Genomic DNA, 19,338 nt, shown 5'->3' on the forward strand with positions numbered 1-19,338 from the left:
CGCCTCCCTCAGCGCATCTTCGGGTCGAGGGCGTTGCGTACGGCCTCACCGAGCATGATGAACGCCAGCACCGTGATGCTGAGCATGATCGACGGATAGAGCATGATCCACTGGGCCACGCGGATCTGGTTGCCGCCGTCGGAGATGTCGTTGCCCCACGACACGCCGTTGAGGCCGAGGCCCAGGAACGACAGTGTCGCCTCGGCGGAGATGTAGATGCCGAGCGAGATGGTGGCGACGACGATCACCGGGGCGAGGGTGTTCGGCAGGATGTGCCGGAACATGATCCGCGGGGTGCTCGCGCCGAGCGCCTTGGCGGCCTGCACGTAGTCGGCCTGCTTGGTGGTGATGACCGCACCGCGCATCACGCGGGCGACCTGCGTCCAGCCGAAGAAGCCCAGCGCGCCGATGACCACCCAGGTGGTGCGGTCCGCGAAGGAGTTCAGGATGACCATGGTGCCGAGCAGGAACGGGATGCCGAAGAACACGTCCGTCAGCCGGGACAGGATCGAGTCGACGAGACCACCGAAGTAGCCGGCGACCATGCCCACCAGACCACCGAGGACCGTGACGACCACGGTGGTGCCGAAGCCGACCGCGATGGAGGCCCGCGCACCGTAGATGACCCGGGCGAAGACGCTGCGGCCCTGCTGGTCGTAGCCGAGCCAGTCGGCCGAGCCGACGTCGCTCAGCTTGGGCTTCTGCAGGTAGTGCTTGGCAAGGTCGCCGAGGATCGGGTCCTCGCTGGTGAACCACCCCGGGAAGAAGGTGATCAGCAGCAGCACCAGGATCAGCACGCTGGAGATGAGGAAGATCCAGCTGCGCCGCAGATCGGCCCAGGCGTCGCCCCAGAGGCTGCGCGCCTTCTCGGGCTTGGACGCGGTGGGCGTCATCGGGGGCGTCGCGCCCACCGGGTCGGCCGCGCCGGTCTTCTTGACGTCGGTCTTGGTCACGTCAGGCATAGCGAATCCTCGGGTCAAGGACCGCGTAGAGCAGGTCGACGAGCAGGTTGGCGAGCAGGTACACGAGCACGAGGATCGTCACCAGGCCGACCAGGGTGGTGCCCTCCCGGCGCGTGATCGACTGGTAGATCGTGCCACCGATGCCCTGGATGTTGAACAGTCCCTCGGTGACGACCGCGCCGCCCATCAGCGCACCGATGTCGGTGCCCAGGTAGGTGATCACGGGGATCAACGAGTTGCGCATCAGGTGGACGCCCACGACCCGGCGCTTGGGCAGGCCCTTGGCGATCGCGGTGCGGATGTAGTCGGCGCGCAGGTTCTCGGCGACGGAGGTCCGGGTCAGGCGGGTCACGTAGGCCAGTGACGCCGACGCGAGGACGACGGCCGGCATCAGCAACTCGTTGTAATTCGTCGAGTCGTTGACGTTCGGTGGCAGCCAGTTCAGCTCGAAGGCGAAGACCACCTTGAGGATGAAGCCGAGGACGAAGACCGGTACCGAGATCAGCAGCAGCGAGATCAGCAGGGCCACGTTGTCGGTGAGCCGGCCGGCGCGCATGCCCGCCACGATGCCGAGGGCGATGCCCACGACCAGCTCGATCAGGAAGGCCAGGGAGGCCAGACGGATCGTCACCGGGAACGCGTCGCCCAGGACGTCAGTGACGGGGCGGCCACTGGCAATCTGCGTGCCGAAGTCGGCGTGCAGGATCATGTCCTTCATGTAGTTCCAGTACTGCACCAGGATCGGCTGGTCCAGACCGTACTCATGTCTCAGCGCGGCGATCACCTGAGGGCTTCCGCCCTTGTCGCCGAAGAGCCCGCGCACGGGGTCGCCGGGCAGGGCGTAGACCATGAGGAAGATAAGCAGGGTGGTCCCGATGAACACCGGGATCATCTGGAGCAGTCGTCGTGCGACGTAGCGCCCCATCGTGCCTCCATGTCAGTCACAGCAGCGGCAGCCGACGGGCCCTTTCCTCGCGCACCGTTGAGTGATGCGTGCGGAAAGGGCCCCCCGGCCGCTGCCGTCCCCCGGGGCGCGGTCCTGCCGCGCCCCGGGAACGGGCTGTTTGCGGTTACTTCTTGACCTGAACGCCGGTCAGGATCGGGTCGCCGTCCTGGGCGTACTTGACGCCGCTGACCTTCTCCGAGTAACCCGCGTTGACCTTGTAGTACCAGAGCGGAATGCTCGGCATGTAGTTCGGGAGCGCCTTCTCCACCTGCTGGTAGAGCTTCTCCGACGCCTCCAGGGAGGGGGCGGCGTCGGCCTGGGCGATCAGGGTGTCGATCTCCTTGCTGGAGAAGCCACCCTGGTTGCCGTCCGAGTGCGTGCCGAACAGGTCGCGGATGAAGTTGGCGATGAACGGGTAGTCGAGCACCCAGCCGGAGCGGTACAGCGACTTGACCTCGTGCGCGTCACGGGCGTTGAGGTCCGCCTGGAAGTCCGCCTTGGAGTCGCCGGTGCAGGCCACGCCGACGGCCTTGGTGATGGAGTTGCAGACCGCCTCCACCCACTCCTTGTGACCGCCGTCCGCGTTGAACTGGATGGAGATCTTGTTCCCCGGGACGCCGCCGCCCTCCTTGATGAGCGCCTTGGCCTTGGTGGGGTTGTACGTGGTGACGTCACCGGCGGCGTTCGGCTGGTAGCCGAGGACGCCCTTGGCGACCCAGCCGGTGGCGGGCTCACGGGTGCCCTGAAGCACCGTCTTGGTGATGGTGTTGCGGTCGATCGCCATCGACAGGCCCTGAATGACCTTGGGGTCGATGTCCTTCCACTGCTTGGTGTAGTAGGCCACCGCGATGCTCTGGATCGCCGAGTACGACTGGTCCACGGCACGGTCGCCGAGGTCCGTCTTGTAGACCGGCAGGTCCTTGGGCGCGAGCTGGCGCAGGACGTCGACGTTGCCGGACTTCAGGTCCTCGTACGCCGTCTCCAGGTTGGTGTAGTTCTTGAAGACCACACCACCGTTCTTCGCCTTGTTCGGGCCCTGGTAGTCGTCGTTGCGGACGACCTCGATCGACTTCTTGTGGTTCCAGCTGACGAACTTGTACGGGCCGTTGCCGACCGGCTTCTCGCCCGCGGCCTTCGGGTCCTTGTAGAAGGACTCCGGCAGCGGCGAGAAGACCTCGTAGCCCAGCTTGTAGACGAAGTAGGGCAGTGCGTTGTTCAGCGTGATGGTGAAGGTGTTGTCGTCGACGACCTTCAGGCCGGACATCTCGGTGGCCTTCGCCTTGCCCTTCTCGGGGGCGACGTCGGAGTAGCCCTTGATGTCCGAGAACCAGAAGCTGTTGGTCTGCTTGTTGGCCGGAACGGCGGCCCAGTTCCACGCCTTCACGTAGGACTCGGCGGTCACCGGGGTGCCGTCGTGGAACTTCCAGCCCGGCTTCAGCTTGACCGTGAAGGTCTTGTTGTCCTTGCTGTCGACCGACTGCGCGTTCATCATGACGATCTTGCCGCTGGCGTCGTAGTCGACGAGCCCGGTGAACAGGGCCTTCGTCACGATGCTGCCGTTGGACTCCATGGTGTTCGCCGGCTGCAGCGGGTTCTGCGGCTCGCCGACCTCGATCGAGAACTTTCCGTTCGGGTCGATCGCAGCCTTGCTGTCGTTGCCGCTGTCACTGCTGCCCCCGCCACAGGCAGTCGCGCTCAGCGCCACAACCGCGGCTATCGCGACCCACTTGGCGCTCTTGGCACCGCGCATGGGTTCCTCCTCATGAGTCCATTGGTTCACCGCAAAGGGGCGCACACAGCACACAACCGCCACCGCCCGTCGCCGGTGTCGGAGATGTCAGGTGCCCCCGCGCTCGTGAGTCGGCGCCGATAGCGCGTGACCCGTTTATCCGAGCTCTACGCGCCTAACTATCTGCCATGCGCCAGGACCGAACCACACCCCTAAGGTCTCGGTTCGATCACACCTCTCGCCTACATCTTCCAAAATCCGGACAAACGGTTTGCTGAAAGATCCCTGCGAAACGGACTTGTTACACATCTATCGGGGGCGGCTGTCCGTATTCCGGACGAGCGGGGTTTGAAAACCGATTGCGCGCACCGGGGCCGCCGTGCAATGGGGCCTCCGCGCGTCCGCGCACCGACGGCGCGGAAGGCGACATTCGCTGACGCTCCGTCAGCACACCGTGACGGCAACGCCGTTCAGTGACCCGAAGCACACGCTCCGGGTACCGGCACAGCGGACGCACAGTCTTACGTCGCCCGGCCGGCGGACGAGCCGCTTCCGCGACAGGGTAGTGCGGACGACACGGCCTTGCGGGCTCCCCTCCCCAAATAGAGGGTTTTCCCTACGGGTGCCACGACGGCGCCGGGCACCCCCGCGGTGAAGCGAGGGTGCCCGGTGGGTCGCTCTGGGGCGAAGGCCCGGCGTCAGCCGTGCTTGGCGCGGCTCGCGGCGCGGGCGCGCTCGCGGGCGTCCAGGTTGACCTTACGGATGCGGACCGCTTCCGGGGTCACCTCGACGCACTCGTCGTCGCGGCAGAACTCCAGGGACTGCTCCAGGGAGAGCTTGCGCGGCGGGACGATCGCCTCGAACGAGTCGGCCGAGGACGACCGCATGTTCGTGAGCTTCTTCTCCTTGGTGATGTTCACGTCCATGTCGTCGGCGCGCGAGTTCTCACCGACGATCATGCCCTCGTAGACCTCGGTGCCCGGGTCGGTGAACAGCACACCGCGCTCCTGGAGGTTCGTCATCGCGAAGGCGGTGACGGCACCGGCGCGGTCGGCGACCAGCGAGCCGTTGTTACGGGTCGTCAGGGTGCCGAACCACGGCTCGTGGCCCTCGTGGATGGAGTGGGCGATGCCCGTGCCACGGGTGCCGGTCAGGAACTCCGTACGGAAGCCGATCAGGCCGCGGGACGGCACGACGAACTCCATGCGGACCCAACCGGAGCCGTGGTTCGACATGTTGTCCATACGGCCCTTGCGAACGCCCATGAGCTGCGTGACCGCGCCCATGTGCTCCTCGGGGACGTCGATCGTCATGCGCTCGACGGGCTCGTACACCTTGCCTTCGACGATCTTGGTGACGACCTGCGGCTTGCCGATCGTCAGCTCGAAGCCCTCACGGCGCATCTGCTCGACCAGGATGGCGAGCGCGAGCTCTCCACGGCCCTGGACCTCCCAGGCATCCGGGCGCTCGGTGTCGAGCACACGGAGGGAGACGTTACCGATCAGCTCGCGGTCGAGGCGGTCCTTCACCTGACGGGCGGTCACCTTGCGGTCCTTGACCGCGGCCTTCGCCGAGGCGCCCTTGCCGGTGCCGCCCCGGCCGACCAGCGGCGAGGTGTTCGTACCGATGGTCATGGAGATCGCCGGTTCGTCGACCGTGATCAGCGGCAGCGGGATCGGGTTCTCGGGGTCCGCGAGAGTCTCACCGATCATGATGTCCGGGATACCGGCGACGGCACAGATGTCACCGGGGCCGGCCATCTCGGCGGGCTTGCGGGTGAGTGCCTCGGTCATCAGCAGCTCGGTGATGCGGACGTTGGACATCGTGCCGTCGCGCTTGATCCAGGTGACGGTCTGGCCCTTGCGCAGCTCGCCCTGCTCGACGCGGAGGAGCGCGATGCGGCCGAGGAAGTTGTCGGCGTCCAGGTTGGTGACGTGCGCCTGGAGGGGGGCCGCCTCGTCGTACTCCGGGGCCGGGACGTGCGACAGGATCGTGGAGAAGAACGGCTCCAGGTTGTCGCTGTCCGCCGGGACCGTGCCGTTCTCCGGCTTGGTCAGCGAGGCGACACCGTCACGCGCACACGCGTAGACGATGGGGAACTCGATCTGCTCCTCGTCCGCGTCCAGGTCCAGGAAGAGGTCGTACGTCTCGTTGACGACCTCGTCGATCCGGGAGTCCGGGCGGTCGGTCTTGTTGATGCACAGGATGACCGGCAGGCGCTGCTGAAGCGCCTTGCGCAGCACGAAGCGGGTCTGCGGCAGCGGGCCCTCGGAGGCGTCGACCAGCAGGACCACCGCGTCCACCATCGACAGACCGCGCTCGACCTCGCCACCGAAGTCGGCGTGGCCCGGGGTGTCGATGATGTTGATGGTGATGACGTCGCCGCCATCCTTCGGGTGGTACTTCACGGCCGTATTCTTGGCCAGGATCGTGATGCCCTTCTCACGCTCCAGGTCGTTCGAGTCCATCATGCGGTCGTCGAGCGATTCGGCGGCGTGCGCGGCGAAGGCACCGGCCTGCTTCAGCATGGCGTCGACAAGAGTCGTCTTGCCGTGGTCGACGTGAGCGACGATGGCGACATTGCGGATGTCGTGGCGCGTGGCCATATTGCGGCGTACTCCCAAGTGGTGAGAAGGCCCTGCTACGAACGTCCGTGTGACGCGGGCCTGCCGGGCTTGACACGCCACGGCCTCACCCCATCGTACGTTGCCTCCCGGGTGGAGGCTTGCCGGGCTCAGTGCCCGGTGGGGCCGGCCGCCGGCTTCGCGCCCTTTTTCAGGAAGCCCATGTCCTCGTAGACAGGGGTCTGGAATCCGAAGGAACCCGCGTTGACCACGTCCTTCTTCACGGCCGTCAGCTGGGGCCGCTGGTACAGCGGGATGGACCCGGCGGCGGCCCAGATCCGCGCGTCCGCCTTGCGGATCAGGCTCCGGCTCTTGCCCTCGTCGAGCGTGGCGACGGCCTGGTCGAAGAGCTGGTCCACCTGGTCCGTGCCGACCCGGGTGTAGTTCTGCTCCACGTTCAGCGACCCGTCCGCGGCCGGCACCGGTTTGGCGAAGATGGGGCGGGCGTCGGTGGCGGGGAAGGCGGACGCCGGCCAGGAGTACAGCGCGAGGTCGTACTGCCCGGACGCGATGTGGTCCTTGAAGTAGCTCTCGTCGGAGACCTTGGAGATCTCGGTCCGGATGCCGACCTTCTCCAGCATCGCGGAGATCCGCCCGGCCACCGTGCGCAGCGGGCCGGAGCCCGGCCCGGACGGGAGCACGAACCGCAGGGCGAGCGCCTTGCCGTTCTTGGCCAGCACCTTCGTCGCCGCGTCGGCCGGAGCCGCCGTGCCCTTGGGGGCGTACGCCCCCGGCGCGCCGCCCTGCTTCAGCTTGTTCGCGTACTGCTTGCCGTCCTGGGCGAGATGGCGCGGGCCGTCCCCGCTGCTGCGGCGGTCCCTGGGGTCCTTGTCGTCGCTCTTGTCGTCCTCGCCGACGATGTACGTCCCGTCGTCCCCGTCCGCGGAGTCCCGCTCGGCCTTGTGGCCCGAGGTCCCCGCCGCCTTGTCGCCCTTCTTCTTCTCCTTCTCGACCGGGCCGCCGGGCACCCAGCCGGCGTCCGCGAGCAGCGCCCGGGCCTCCTTTGCGTCCTGGCCGCCGAGAGCGCCGCTGTTGTCGGCGTAGGCGTCCTGGCCGGAGAGCGCGAGGTGGCTGCCGACCGGCACGGCGGGCAGCCCGAGCGGCTTGAGGACGACGCCGGCCAGCGCCTTGCGGTCGATGGCGCGGGCCACGGCCCGGCGCACCCGCTCGTCGGCGAGCGGACCGGAGGCGCCGTTGAGGGCGAGCTGGGTGTAGGCGGGCTCCAGGGACCTGCGGACCTCGTAGCCCTTGAGGGCCGCCTGCTCCCGCGCGTAGGCGGCGAGCGCCCTGCGCTTCTTCTGCGAAGCGCTGAGCTCCTCGTCGGCGGCCTCCTCGTCGTCCTTGTGGGCGAGGGCCCAGGAGCGCAGCGCGTCGGCGGCTCCCAGGTTGCTGCCGGAGGGGTGGGCGGGCCGTCCGCCCGGGCCCGCGACCGGGCTGCCGCCGGGGGTGGCCGCGGTGCGGGCGGCGAGGCTGATGCGGCCGAGTGCCTCGGGGCCGACCTCGGCGAGCTCGATCGAGCCGACGGCCAGCGCGGTGGCCCGCTCGTCGCGCGGTACGGCGCGCAGCACGATCTCGTTCAGCTTGGCGGGGTGGCCCCACCAGCGCGGATTGCGGGTGAGGGTGATCTCCTCGCCCTTGCGGTCGACCTTCTTCACCTGGAAGGGACCCGCGGTGACCTTGAGCTTCTTGCGGGCGGAGTCGTTGAAGGAGTCCGGGGTGCCCATGACGTCCTTCGGGTACAGCGGCGAGAACAGCGAGCGCCAGTCGGCGTACGGCCGCGCGAAGGTGACCTTGACCTCCAGGTCGTTGGCCCCGCGTTCGATCTTCTCGATGCGCTCGTAGCCGGCGTTGCGGGCGGTCCAGTACGCGGAGTCCTTGCCGGACAGGGCGCGCCACTGGGCGGCGAAGTCTGCGGCGCCGATCTCCCGGCCGTCGCTCCACACGGCCTGCTGGTTCAGCTTGTACAGCACGACCTGCTTCGGCCCGGTCTCGACGACCTTGGCCGACTCCAGGTAGTCGGGGTTGATCTGCGGCCGCCCGTTCGCGTCCAGCCGGTACATCGAGGGCAGGACCGCCTGGGCGACGGTGGTGGTGGTCGCGTCGGCGTCCGCCTGGAAGGTGTTCAGGGTCTCCGGGACGGCGTCCACGGCCCAGTGCAGGGTGCCGCCGTCGGCGACCCGGTCGCGGGCGGCGGGCGCGATGTCCTGCTCCGCGAGCGGTTTGCTCCCCTTGTCCTCGGAACTGCACCCGGAGAGCGCGGTCACCGCGAGCGCACCCGCGGTGAGGAAGACGGCCGAGCGCGTGACCGCGCGCAGTGCGACGCCGTTGTGGGACATCTCTGGTTACCTCCGGGAGCCGCGGGCGTTATGATCACTTTTGGCGGTATATGGAGCTGATCACATCTATTGCGGCCACTGAAGAGGAAAGGGTTCGGCAACGGACGGCGACACGGCGACAACGACCGGGAAGCCCACCCGTGCGGCGCAATCGACGGCGCACGAGGGGCGCGCACGGAGGCACACGATCCGCCAATCCATGCACGTCCCTTCACACCGGCAGGTGTGACGCGCAACACTCGCAGGCGCATGACCGTTCCCGTCCAGGGCATCCCCGCCCACGGAAGTGAGGTCACGTCATGTCCGTGAACGACGAACTTTCAGCGGCTCAGCGCTCGCTCGACGAGGTGCTCAGGTATGTCAAGCGCCTGGAGCAGCAGCTGGGCAGCGGCGGTCTGGAGATGCGCCGTGTGCGGATCGACGCCGACCGCCTGCGCGAGAGCCTCGCGCTGCTGAGGGAGACCGACCCGGCGCTCGCCAAGGCCCGCCGCCCGGATCTCGTCCCCATCTCCGACGCCCCGTACGACAACACCCTGTGGACGGACTCGGACGACGAGGGGTTGGGTGCCCGCGACCGGCGCGCCCCGTGAATCTCGGAGCTGCCGGTCACGCCCTCTACTGCTACTTCGAAGGAGTGGACCCGTTGGCCACTGGTACGGAACCGTTCCTCAGCACCGAAGCGGCACGCCCCGAACGGTCCTGGGCGCACTGGTCCTCCGCGTTCGCAACCGGGCGGCGACACGGATCGAGTCCGTGGTCCGGCCCCGGAAGGGCGGCGTCCCTTACGACCCCGACCGCCCGGTGAAGCAACCGACTCCGACGAGGCCCTGAACCATCGCTCTGGTGGAACAGGGGCGACGAAGCCGCCACACCGGACATCCCGGATCGCACCCCAGACGCTAGCGGAGATCACCGGAGGTCCTACAAGCCGATGACACGCACATCACCCGATCAGGGGACAACAGACGTCAGTGATCCCCAAGGCGGCGTGAGAACCGGAACGCGCGCCGCGATCGACGCCCCGCACCTGCGCACCGACCGCTGGTGGCTGGCGCCCGCGGCCACGGCCGCGGGGCTGCTCGCCTTCATCGTGTACTCGACCTGGCGGGCCTTCGCCGACACGGACTACTACGCGGCCCCGTACGTCTCGCCGTTCTACTCCCCCTGCCTGGCCGAGCGCTGCGCGCCCATGCGCCACGGCCCCAACTGGGAGCTCTTCGGCAGCTGGTGGGGCATCTCCCCCGCCATCATCATCCTGATCTTCCCGCTCGGCTTCCGGCTGACCTGCTACTACTACCGCAAGGCCTACTACCGGGGCTTCTGGGCGTCCCCGCCGGCCTGCGCGGTGGCCGAGCCGCACAAGAAGTACACCGGTGAGACCCGCTTCCCGCTGATCCTGCAGAACATCCACCGGTACTTCTTCTACGCCGCGATCGTGGTCGCCGGCATCCTGACCTACGACACCGTGCTCTCGTTCCGCAACGAGAAGTACGAGTGGGGCCACATGGGCCTCGGCACCCTGGTGTTCCTGGTCAACATCGTGCTGATCTGGGCGTACACCGCCTCCTGCCACTCCTGCCGGCACATCGTGGGCGGCAAGCTCAGGCATTTCTCGAAGCATCCCGTGCGCTACAGGGCCTGGCAGTTCGTCGGGAAGCTCAACGCCCGCCACATGCAGCTGGCCTGGGCCTCACTGGTGAGCGTGGCGCTCGCCGACTTCTACGTCTATCTCGTCGCGTCCGGCGCCTTCGATGATCCGAGGTTTTTCTGATGCCCGTGGTCGACCGCCAACAGTGGGACGTCGTCGTGGTCGGCGCGGGCGGTGCCGGACTGCGGGCCGCCATCGAGGCCCGCGAGCGCGGTGCCCGTACCGCCGTGATCTGCAAGTCGCTGTTCGGCAAGGCGCACACCGTGATGGCCGAGGGCGGCATCGCGGCCAGCATGGGCAACGCCAACTCGAACGACAACTGGCAGGTCCACTTCCGCGACACCATGCGCGGCGGGAAGTTCCTCAACCAGTGGCGGATGGCCGAGCTGCACGCTCAGGAGGCCCCGGACCGGGTCTGGGAGCTGGAGACCTGGGGAGCCCTGTTCGACCGCACGAAGGACGGCCGGATCTCCCAGCGCAACTTCGGCGGCCACGAGTACCCGCGCCTCGCCCACGTCGGCGACCGCACGGGCCTCGAACTGATCCGCACCCTCCAGCAGAAGATCGTCTCGCTCCAGCAGGAGGACAAGAAGCAGACCGGCGACTACGAGTCCCGCCTGAAGGTCTACCAGGAGTGCACGGTCACCCGGGTCCTGAAGGACGGATCGCGGGTCTCCGGTGTCTTCGCCTACGACCGTGAGACCGGCCGTTTCTTCGTCCTGGAAGCCCCGGCCGTGGTGATCGCGACCGGTGGCATCGGCAAGTCCTTCAAGGTCACGTCGAACTCGTGGGAGTACACGGGAGACGGACACGCGCTGGCGCTGCTCGCGGGCGCTCCCCTGCTGAACATGGAGTTCGTGCAGTTCCACCCGACCGGCATGGTCTGGCCCCCGTCGGTGAAGGGCATCCTCGTCACCGAGTCGGTCCGCGGCGACGGCGGGGTGCTCAGGAACTCCGAGGGCAAACGGTTCATGTTCGAGTACATCCCCGACGTCTTCAAGGAGAAGTACGCCCAGTCGGAGGAGGAGGGCGACCGCTGGTACGAGGACCCGGACAACAACCGGCGTCCCCCGGAACTGCTGCCCCGTGACGAGGTCGCCCGCGCGATCAACTCCGAGGTGAAGGCGGGCCGCGGCTCCCCGCACGGCGGGGTGTTCCTCGACGTGTCGACGCGGATGCCCGCCGAGGTCATCCGGCGCCGGCTGCCGTCCATGTACCACCAGTTCAAGGAGCTGGCCGACGTCGACATCACGGCCGAGCCGATGGAGGTCGGGCCGACCTGTCACTACGTGATGGGCGGTGTCGCGGTCGAGTCGGACACGGCGGCGGCGCGCGGGGTGCCGGGGCTGTTCGCGGCCGGTGAGGTCGCGGGCGGTATGCACGGCTCGAACCGGCTCGGCGGCAACTCCCTGTCCGACCTGCTGGTCTTCGGCCGCCGGGCGGGCTGGCACGCGGCGGAGTACGCGACCGCTCTCGCGGCGGCACGTCCGCCGGTGGACGAGGCCCAGGTCGACGCGGCGGCGGCCGAGGCGCTCAGGCCGTTCTCGGCGGAGGGCACCGAACCCGCCGTCGGCCCTCCGGAGAACCCCTACACCCTCCACCAGGAGCTCCAGCAGGCGATGAACGACCTGGTCGGCATCATCCGCCGCGAGGGCGAGATGGAGCAGGCCCTGGAGAAGCTCGCGGACCTTCGGGTACGGGCCCGGCGGGCCGGGGTCGAGGGGCACCGGCAGTTCAACCCGGGCTGGCACCTCGCGCTGGACCTCAGGAACATGCTGCTGGTCAGCGAGTGTGTGGCCCGGGCCGCACTGGAGCGGACCGAGTCGCGCGGCGGGCACACCCGCGAGGATCATCCGGCGATGGACCGCAAGTGGCGCAACATCAACCTGCTGTGCCGACTGGCCGACCCGACGGGCGGGTTGGCGGCCACGGACCCGGTCCGCGGTCAGATCGACCTCACCCGCGAGACCACCGACCCCATCCGCGCCGACCTGCTCGCCCTCTTCGACAAGGAGGAGCTGGTCAAGTACCTCGCCGAAGAGGAGCTGTACGAATGAGCGGCTACACGGCCCACTTCAAGGTGTGGCGGGGTGACGCGAAGGGCGGCGACCTGGAGGACTTCGAGGTCGAGGTCAACGACGGCGAGGTGGTGCTGGACATCATCCACCGCCTCCAGGCCACCCAGGCGTCCGATCTCGCCGTCCGCTGGAACTGCAAGGCGGGCAAGTGCGGTTCGTGCTCGGCGGAGATCAACGGGCGGCCGAGGCTGATGTGCATGACCCGCATGTCGGTGTTCACCCCGGAGGAGACGATCACCGTCACCCCCCTCCGCGCCTTCCCGGTGATCCGGGACCTGGTCACGAACGTCGGCTTCAACTACCAGAAGGCGCGCGAGGTCCCGGCGTTCGTGCCGCCCGCCGATCTCGGTCCCGGCGAGTACCGGATGATGCAGGAGGACGTGGACCGCTCGCAGGAGTTCCGCAAGTGCATCGAGTGCTTCCTGTGCCAGGACACCTGCCATGTCGTCCGTGACCACGAGGAGAACAAGCCGGCCTTCGCGGGCCCGCGCTTCCTCATGCGGGTGGCGGAGCTGGACATGCACCCGCTGGACGCGGCCGAGGAGTCCGGCCTGGACCGCAAGAAGACGGCCCAGGACGAGCACGGGCTCGGCTACTGCAACATCACCAAGTGCTGCACGGAGGTCTGCCCCGAGGGCATCAAGATCACGGACAACGCGCTGATCCCCCTGAAGGAAAGGGCCGTCGACCGCAAGTACGACCCGCTGGTGTGGCTGGGGTCGAAGATCAGGAGGAGGTCTTCGTAGCCCTGGCCGGCTTCAGGGCCCGCCGCTGGACGTACAGCCCGGCGGCGAACACGGCCATGCCGCTCATCGCCACGGGGAAGTGGCCCATGTCGGGCCCCTGGAGCGGGCCGACGAACAGAAACGTGCCGATCCCGGCCATCGCGACCAGGGTGCCGTAACCCCACACCCGGGGTCGCAGCACCTTGGCCCGTCCCGGGCCCGGCGCGATCCAGCCGGTGCCGATCGCGGCCAGGGAGAGCCCCACTCCGACCGTCAGCACCAGCACCGCGAGGACCACCAACGTCTCGTGCACGCCGATCATCGTCGCACGAGCTCCAACACCCTGACCAGGGAAAGGTGCAGGTTGAGGCGGGTTCTCTAGTCGACCCAGTCCCTCTCGTAGGCCGTCCAGTCCGCTTCCTGCGCCGCGAAGTCGACATACAGTGCCACGCCGAAGTTCGGGCGGTCCGCGTCCGTGCGGGAGAGGCCGAGGCGGACGCCGCGGACGGCCGCGGGGACGGTCTCGGCGTGGGCCCAGTGGTCGAAGTTGTTCTCGCGGTAGAAGGGCAGGCCCATCAGCAGGTCGGTGGACTCGGGGGTGACCTCCAGTGCCAGGGAGGTCTGCTGGGCCACATAACCGCCGTAGAGGCTCTCCAGGGGCGTACTCGTGTCGTACGACATCACCGCGATCTGGTCGACCCGGCGCGCGACCTGGCCGAAGTAGGCCTGCGACCACCACTTGGGGTGCCCGGCGACCGTCCCCGCGACGGAGTGCAGCGCGGGCAGCGGGTCGATCTGGTGGGCGGCGACCGAGAGGGGCACGCCGTGGGCGCGGGTGACCTGGTGGAGGGTGTCGAGGAGGTCGAGGTAGTGCTCGTCGCCGGAGTGCAGGGGCTCCAGGTCGAAGTGGGCGCCGTCGAACCCGGCGGCGAGGATCTGCCGGGTGGACCGCACGACGGCGGCTCGGGTGTCCTGGTCGGCGAGGCGCATGCCGTCCGGGCTCTCGGTGGCGAGCTTGTCGCCGAGCCAGGCCTGGACGCGGATGCCGGGGGCCGCCTTGTGCACGGCGCCGATCAGCCAGGCCGCCTTCGGGTACGCCGACGCCGGCAGCGTTCCGTCGTGCTCCAGGGGCCCGGCGTGGACGTACAGGTCCCGGATCCCGGTGTCCCTGAGGCGCCGGGCGAGGGCCATGACGTCGGCGTCGGACCTGCGGCCGTCCACCCAGGCGTGACCGAGCCAGAGCGCGTCCTTGTCGCGGGTGCGGGTGCCGTCGGCGGGATCCCCGGCGTAGTTGACGCGGAGGGCGACGGCGACGGTCAGGAGGGGGACGAGGACGACGAGCACGAGTCCGAGAACACCCCGGCGGATCCAGATGCCGCGACGGCGTCTCGGCTTGGGCGCCGGCGCCTCCTTCTCCGACTCACCGTCCCCGCCCCCGTCGGCTCGTACGTCCTGCGCCTGTGACATCCGCTCCCCCGTCCGCTCTCGGTACCCCCGCCCGTCCCACCCCGCTCGCGCCCCCGCATTCCGCCCCATACGCTCCGAAACGTGACGCCATCCTTGATACGGGGTCGACCGCGGCGGGGCCGCTCGCACATATCCGTGCGGGTGGCGCATGCCCTGCTGGGCGTGGTGGCCGGGGTCGGGTGGCTGGTGCTGCCGTGGATGACGATCAACGACGACCCTCCGGTTGCGGGCGCCCGGGTCAGCGCCGCCGCCCCGGCCGCGGACGGGTCCTCCGGCACCGACCTCGTCCTGCCGGTCGCCGCCCTCGTCGTGGTGGTGGCCCTCGCCGCCTACGGCTCGGTCCGCCGGATACGCCGCACCCGCAGCCGTACGACACCGGCGGCCGCCGGCACGACCCACGTCGGCGCGTACCCCTCCCCCGCGGCCCCGCCCCCGCTCGCCGGCCTCGACGACCGCTCCCGGGCCGCGCTGGTCGGCGCCGACAACCGGCTGCGCACCCTGCGCGAGGAAATCGCCTTCGCCGCGGCCGGGGCGGGTCCCGAGGAGATGGGCCCCTTCGACAGGGAGGCCGCGGCGGCGGAGGCCGAACTGGCGGCGGCGTGCGCGATACGGCGGCGGTACGAGGAGGGCGTACCCGAGGAGGCGGCCGCCCTCGCCGGGGTGGTGGGCCGCTGCGAGGAGGCCGAGCGGCGACTGACCGGCGCGGCGGAGGGCTTGCGCGCCCTGCGGGGGCTGGACCGCGACCCGGCAGCGGCCCTGGCGTCGGCCGAGACCCGCTTCCGCGAGCTGACCGCCCGCACGGCCGGGGCGGACACCGCGCTCACGGACGACTCCGTCACCGGGTACCTCGAACTGGCCAAGGACAGCCTGGTCACCGCCACCGTCCACCTCAACCAGACCCACCAGGCCACCGCCTCGGCCCGGCCGGAGGAGGCGGCGCAGCACCTCCGCGCGGCGGAGACCGCGATCGCCCGGGCGGACGTGCTGGTGACGGCCATGACCCGGCTGCGCGAGGCGCGCACCGAGGCCGTCCGGCTGATCCCGTCCGCCCTCACGGGCGCGGAGGCGGAACTGGCCCCCTTCCGTGACGGCAGCGCGTACGAGGGCGAGACCTACGCCCGGCTCCTGCACGCCGACGCGGTCCTGGCCGCCGTACGACAGGAGACGACGTCCGGACAGCCGTACGACCCGCTCGGCGTTCTGCGCCGGATCGCGCATGCGGCCGCACCCCTGGCGACCGGCCGGTCCGGAGTGCTCCCGGTGGCCGCGCTGCTGGTCGCCCGGGAGTCCGTGGCCGCGGCGGACGACTACGTCAGCGTCCACCGCGAGGCGGTCGGTGCCGCGGCCCGCGTCCTGCTGTCTCAGGCACGGCTGACCGACGATCTCCCGCGGGCCGACGCCCTCGCCCGCGAGGCGCGCGACCTCGCCGAACGGGACGTACGGCTGCGCGGGCACCCCGCCTAGAACAGGCTCAGCAATGCCTCCGCCGGGTCCACCATGCCGTTCTCCCCGTCCGGCAGCGGCAGTTCGAACCACACCGTCTTGCCGCGCGGGGTGCGCCGGGATCCCCAGGCCGCGCTGAGCAGGCCGACCAGTTGCAGGCCCCGGCCGCCCTCGTCGGTGTCGCGGGCGCGCCGGCGGCGGGGCTGGACGAGGCCGGAGTCCCAGACCTCGCAGACCAGGGTGCGGTCCAGCAGGAGCCGTAGCCGGATGTCGCCCTCGCCGTACCGCAGGGCGTTGGTGACCAGTTCGCTGACCAGGAGTTCCGTGGTGTCGACCAGGGGCTCCAAGCCCCAGCTCAACAGCTGGCTGCGGGCGTACTCGCGGGCCCGGCCCACACTGCGGGGCTCGCGCGGCAGCGTCCAGTCTCCGACCGAGTCCGCGGGCAGGCCCTGGACACGTGCCATCAGGAGCGCGATGTCGTCCTCGCCGTGATGGGTGTCGAGGGTGTTGAGGACGTGGTCGCAGACGTCCTCCAGCGGGGCGGAGGGGTCGGTGAGCGCTCCTACGAAGGCCTGGAGTCCCTCGTCGAGGGGGTGATCGCGGCTTTCGACCAGTCCATCCGTGTAGAGCGCGAGCAGGGCGCCTTCGGGTAGTTCGACCTCGACCTCCTCGAAGGGCTCGCCGCCGACGCCGAGCGGCATGCCGGGCGGCACGTCGAGCATCAGGGCGTCCTCGCCGGGTTCGACCAGCACGGGCGGCAGGTGGCCCGCGTTGGCGAAGGTGCAGCGGCGGGTCACGGAGTCGTAGACGGCGTAGACGCAGGTCGCGAGGTACACCTCCAGGAGGTCCGCCTCGCGGGGGCGGCGGGCCGCGCGGGTGGCCTGCTGGACCCCGCCGGGGGCGCCGAGACCGCGGGCGATCTCGTCCAACGCGGAGAGGACTTCGGCCGGTTCGAGGTCCAGGAGGGCCAGGGTCCGGACGGCGGACCGCAGTTCACCCATCGCCACCGCCGCGCGCAGACCGCGGCCCATGACGTCGCCGACCACCAACGCCGTGCGGTGTCCCGGCAGTTCGATGACGTCGAACCAGTCGCCGCCGACCTCGCTGGGACGGTCCGCGGAGGAGTTGCCGGGCAGATAGCGGCAGGCGATGTCCAGGCCGGAGGCGACCGGGTCGCCGGGCGGCAGCAGGGACCGCTGCAGTATCAGCGCCCGCTCGTGCTCCCGCCGGTACAGGCGCGCGTTGTCGATGCAGACCGCCGCCCGCGCGGCCAGCTCCACCGCGAGATCCCGGTCCCGGTCCCCGAACGGCTCGCTGCCCTTCGTCCGGGAGAACTGCGCGAGTCCTACGACGGTGTCGTGGGCGACCATCGGCACCGCGAGCGTGGACTGCACGAGGCCGCCGTCCTCGGCCGGGATGTACTGCGGGCGGGCGGTGCGCAGGGCGTCCGCGCAGGGCGAGTTGAAGGGGTAGTGGTGGACCGCGCCGACCGAGACGGGGTCGCCGGAGCCGGCGAAGGGGGCGTCGGAGACCGCGCTGGCGAAGGCGACCCGGCGCAGTTCGGCGCTGCCGTCGGCGAGCCCGGGCGGGGTCTCGTCGCCGGCCAACAGGCCCTGGTAGAGGTCGACGGTGGCCAGGTCGCAGAAGCCGGGGACGACGACGTCGAGGAGTTCGCGGGCCGTGGTCTCCAGGTCGAGCGAGTTCCCTATGCGGGCCCCGGCCTCGTTCAGGAGGGCGAGGTTGCGGCGGGCGGCCGCGGCCTCGCGGGCGGCGGCGCGGCGGGCGGTGATGTCTGTTCCCAGCCAGGCGATGCCGATGGGCCGGCCGGACCCGCTGCGCACCCGGTACAGGTTGATGGACCAGTGCCGGCGCTCGTCGGAGCCCGGAAGAAAGCCCGTGACGTGCATGTCCGTGATCGAGTCGCCGGTCTCCAGGACCCGGCGCAGGGTCGCGGTGACCCGCTCCGCCTCGGGGCGCGGCAGATAGTCGTGGACGCCCTTGCCCCGATGGTCGTCCGGGCTGCCGCCGAACAGGGAGGCGAAGCGGTAGTTGACGCGGCGAACCCGCAGCTCGGGGTCGATCAGCACAAACCCGAAGGGAGATTGACCGAAAATCGCCTGCGAGGCGGCGAGGTCGGTCTCGATGCTGCGCAGGGTGCGCACATCGACGACGATGCAGACGGCGGCCTTCTCGCCCTCCTCGGTCCGCGTCGGCATGACGTAGACCTCGGCGAGACCCTCCCGGCCGCACTCGCCGTCGGCCGCCGACGGGGGTACCCGGAAGGGGACCACACCGGTCCACTCGCGGCCGTCCAGGATCTCCGCCATCTTGCGCTGGCCCTGCGCACGCAGGTCCGAGTCGATGAAGGCCTCGATGGGGTCCATGCCGACGGCGTGCTCGGCGGGGATACCGAAAAGCTGCTCGGCGCGCAGGCTCCACTGGTCGACCAGGCCGTCGGGGCCTATGGAGAAGGACGCGACCTTGATGTAGTCGTAGATCGAGCCGGGCGGGCTGCTCTGCCACATGGTGTCACCGGACGGTCCGTCACCGTGACGGCCCCGCGCCACGGCAGCATCCGCGGCCTCCGCCCTCGCGCCGCCCGACGGGTCCTTCGACTCCGTGGCCTTCGCTGGTATCTCGCTCACGCGAACCGTCCCCTCCAGCTCACCGCGTCCGGTACCGGTCACCGGGGGCGGCTGCCCGCAGTATCCAGCACTACGGCGCCGCACAACACGGTGTTCACGATCACAGCACGATCCCGACGGTTTTCGGTCCGTACCGCGACAACACTTCCAGTCTTCTAACCAGCGGACACGACGTCGAATCACGTCTGCCGACAACCGCCACTGGCCTGAACCAGTCAATGGACAGCGGGAGGGGTGCCGTACAGCGATTCCTGACGCTCTCGGCCTTCTCCACCGCGATCAGATCCTGGTCATCGCGGCGTCGAAAGTTCGAACCAGACCGTCTTGCCCGTCACGCCGGGGCGGGTGCCCCAGCGGTCGGCGGCATGGGCGACCAGTTGCAGGCCGCGGCCGCTCTCGTCGTCCAGGTCGGCGACGCGTGCGCGGGGCGGGTCGGGGAGGGGGTCGGAGACCTCGACCAGGAGGACGCCGTCGACGCCTTCGGGACGGACCAGCCGGACGCCGATGGGGCCGGTGGCGTGCCGCAGGGAGTTGGTCACCAGCTCACTGACCAGCAGGGCGGCGACGTCGGCGAGACCGTCGAGCTTCCAGGCGGTCAGCCGGTTCCGCACGGCCGTCCGGGCTGCGCGCACGGCACCCGGGTCCGCCGGGAAAGTCCACTCGGCGCAGCCGCCTTCGGTGTCGATCACGCCGATCACATCCCGGGCCAGCCCATGTCCGCTTTCGTGGGGTTAA

The 19,338-nt window shown here is 69.8% G+C and carries 14 protein-coding genes; 5 read left to right on the forward strand and 9 right to left on the reverse strand.

Annotation, left to right across the window (positions count from 1 at the left end):
* Window positions 1–8: 8 nt before the first annotated feature.
* The 5 genes from RKD20_RS15815 to RKD20_RS15835 all read right to left on the reverse strand — a co-directional run bounded on the left by RKD20_RS15815 (window position 9) and on the right by RKD20_RS15835 (window position 8,597).
* Complete coding sequence (locus RKD20_RS15815) at window positions 9–962, reverse strand: ABC transporter permease (RefSeq protein WP_424878282.1); 954 nt, start codon at window positions 960–962, stop codon at window positions 9–11.
* Window positions 955–1,887, reverse strand: coding sequence for an ABC transporter permease (locus RKD20_RS15820; protein ID WP_424878283.1), 933 nt, complete (start codon window positions 1,885–1,887; stop codon window positions 955–957). Before RKD20_RS15820 ends, RKD20_RS15815 begins: the two co-directional genes overlap by 8 nt.
* A gap of 145 nt (window positions 1,888–2,032) precedes the next feature.
* Window positions 2,033–3,658: a peptide ABC transporter substrate-binding protein gene (locus tag RKD20_RS15825; protein ID WP_424878284.1), complete on the reverse strand. Its 1,626-nt coding sequence runs from the start codon at window positions 3,656–3,658 to the stop codon at window positions 2,033–2,035.
* A gap of 677 nt (window positions 3,659–4,335) precedes the next feature.
* On the reverse strand, window positions 4,336–6,243 hold the full coding sequence (typA, locus tag RKD20_RS15830; protein WP_424878285.1) for a translational GTPase TypA: 1,908 nt from the start codon (window positions 6,241–6,243) through the stop codon (window positions 4,336–4,338).
* 128 nt (window positions 6,244–6,371) lie between these two features.
* Window positions 6,372–8,597 (reverse strand): ABC transporter family substrate-binding protein, encoded by a 2,226-nt coding sequence (locus RKD20_RS15835; RefSeq protein ID WP_424878286.1) that lies wholly within the window; start codon window positions 8,595–8,597, stop codon window positions 6,372–6,374.
* 299 nt (window positions 8,598–8,896) lie between these two features.
* On the opposite strand from RKD20_RS15835, the gene RKD20_RS15840 reads away from it, so the two are divergent.
* From RKD20_RS15840 to RKD20_RS15855, 4 genes are all read left to right on the forward strand, one after another.
* A complete protein-coding gene (locus RKD20_RS15840; protein ID WP_424878287.1) occupies window positions 8,897–9,187 on the forward strand; it encodes a hypothetical protein in 291 nt (96 codons plus the stop codon).
* A gap of 341 nt (window positions 9,188–9,528) precedes the next feature.
* Window positions 9,529–10,368, forward strand: coding sequence for a hypothetical protein (locus RKD20_RS15845; protein ID WP_424878288.1), 840 nt, complete (start codon window positions 9,529–9,531; stop codon window positions 10,366–10,368).
* Complete coding sequence (locus RKD20_RS15850; RefSeq protein WP_424878289.1) at window positions 10,368–12,302, forward strand: fumarate reductase/succinate dehydrogenase flavoprotein subunit; 1,935 nt, start codon at window positions 10,368–10,370, stop codon at window positions 12,300–12,302. The genes RKD20_RS15845 and RKD20_RS15850 overlap by 1 nt, the downstream gene beginning before the upstream one ends.
* Window positions 12,299–13,069 carry a succinate dehydrogenase/fumarate reductase iron-sulfur subunit gene (locus tag RKD20_RS15855; protein WP_424878290.1) on the forward strand — a complete coding sequence of 257 codons (771 nt, stop codon included), beginning with the start codon at window positions 12,299–12,301 and terminating at the stop codon, window positions 13,067–13,069. The genes RKD20_RS15850 and RKD20_RS15855 overlap by 4 nt, the downstream gene beginning before the upstream one ends.
* Here the strand turns inward: RKD20_RS15855 and RKD20_RS15860 are convergent.
* Window positions 13,050–13,361, reverse strand: coding sequence for a hypothetical protein (locus RKD20_RS15860; RefSeq protein ID WP_424878291.1), 312 nt, complete (start codon window positions 13,359–13,361; stop codon window positions 13,050–13,052). The two genes, RKD20_RS15855 and RKD20_RS15860, sit on opposite strands and share 20 nt — an antisense overlap.
* Before the next feature lie 65 nt (window positions 13,362–13,426).
* On the reverse strand, window positions 13,427–14,515 hold the full coding sequence (locus RKD20_RS15865; RefSeq protein ID WP_424878292.1) for a hypothetical protein: 1,089 nt from the start codon (window positions 14,513–14,515) through the stop codon (window positions 13,427–13,429).
* Window positions 14,516–14,596: 81 nt separating this feature from the next.
* Here RKD20_RS15865 and RKD20_RS15870 point away from each other — a divergent pair, with 81 nt between their 5' ends.
* Window positions 14,597–15,979 (forward strand): hypothetical protein, encoded by a 1,383-nt coding sequence (locus RKD20_RS15870; RefSeq protein ID WP_424878293.1) that lies wholly within the window; start codon window positions 14,597–14,599, stop codon window positions 15,977–15,979.
* Here RKD20_RS15870 and RKD20_RS15875 read toward each other — a convergent pair.
* Complete coding sequence (locus RKD20_RS15875) at window positions 15,976–18,603, reverse strand: SpoIIE family protein phosphatase (protein ID WP_424878294.1); 2,628 nt, start codon at window positions 18,601–18,603, stop codon at window positions 15,976–15,978. The genes RKD20_RS15870 and RKD20_RS15875 overlap by 4 nt on opposite strands.
* A 290-nt stretch (window positions 18,604–18,893) precedes the next feature.
* Window positions 18,894–19,301: an ATP-binding protein gene (locus RKD20_RS15880; RefSeq protein WP_424878295.1), complete on the reverse strand. Its 408-nt coding sequence runs from the start codon at window positions 19,299–19,301 to the stop codon at window positions 18,894–18,896.
* Between the last annotated feature and the right edge of the window lie 37 nt (window positions 19,302–19,338).

The organism is Streptomyces sp. SLBN-8D4, from assembly GCF_049739545.1.
In the GTDB taxonomy this organism is placed as follows: Bacteria; Actinomycetota; Actinomycetes; order Streptomycetales; family Streptomycetaceae; genus Streptomyces; species Streptomyces canus_C.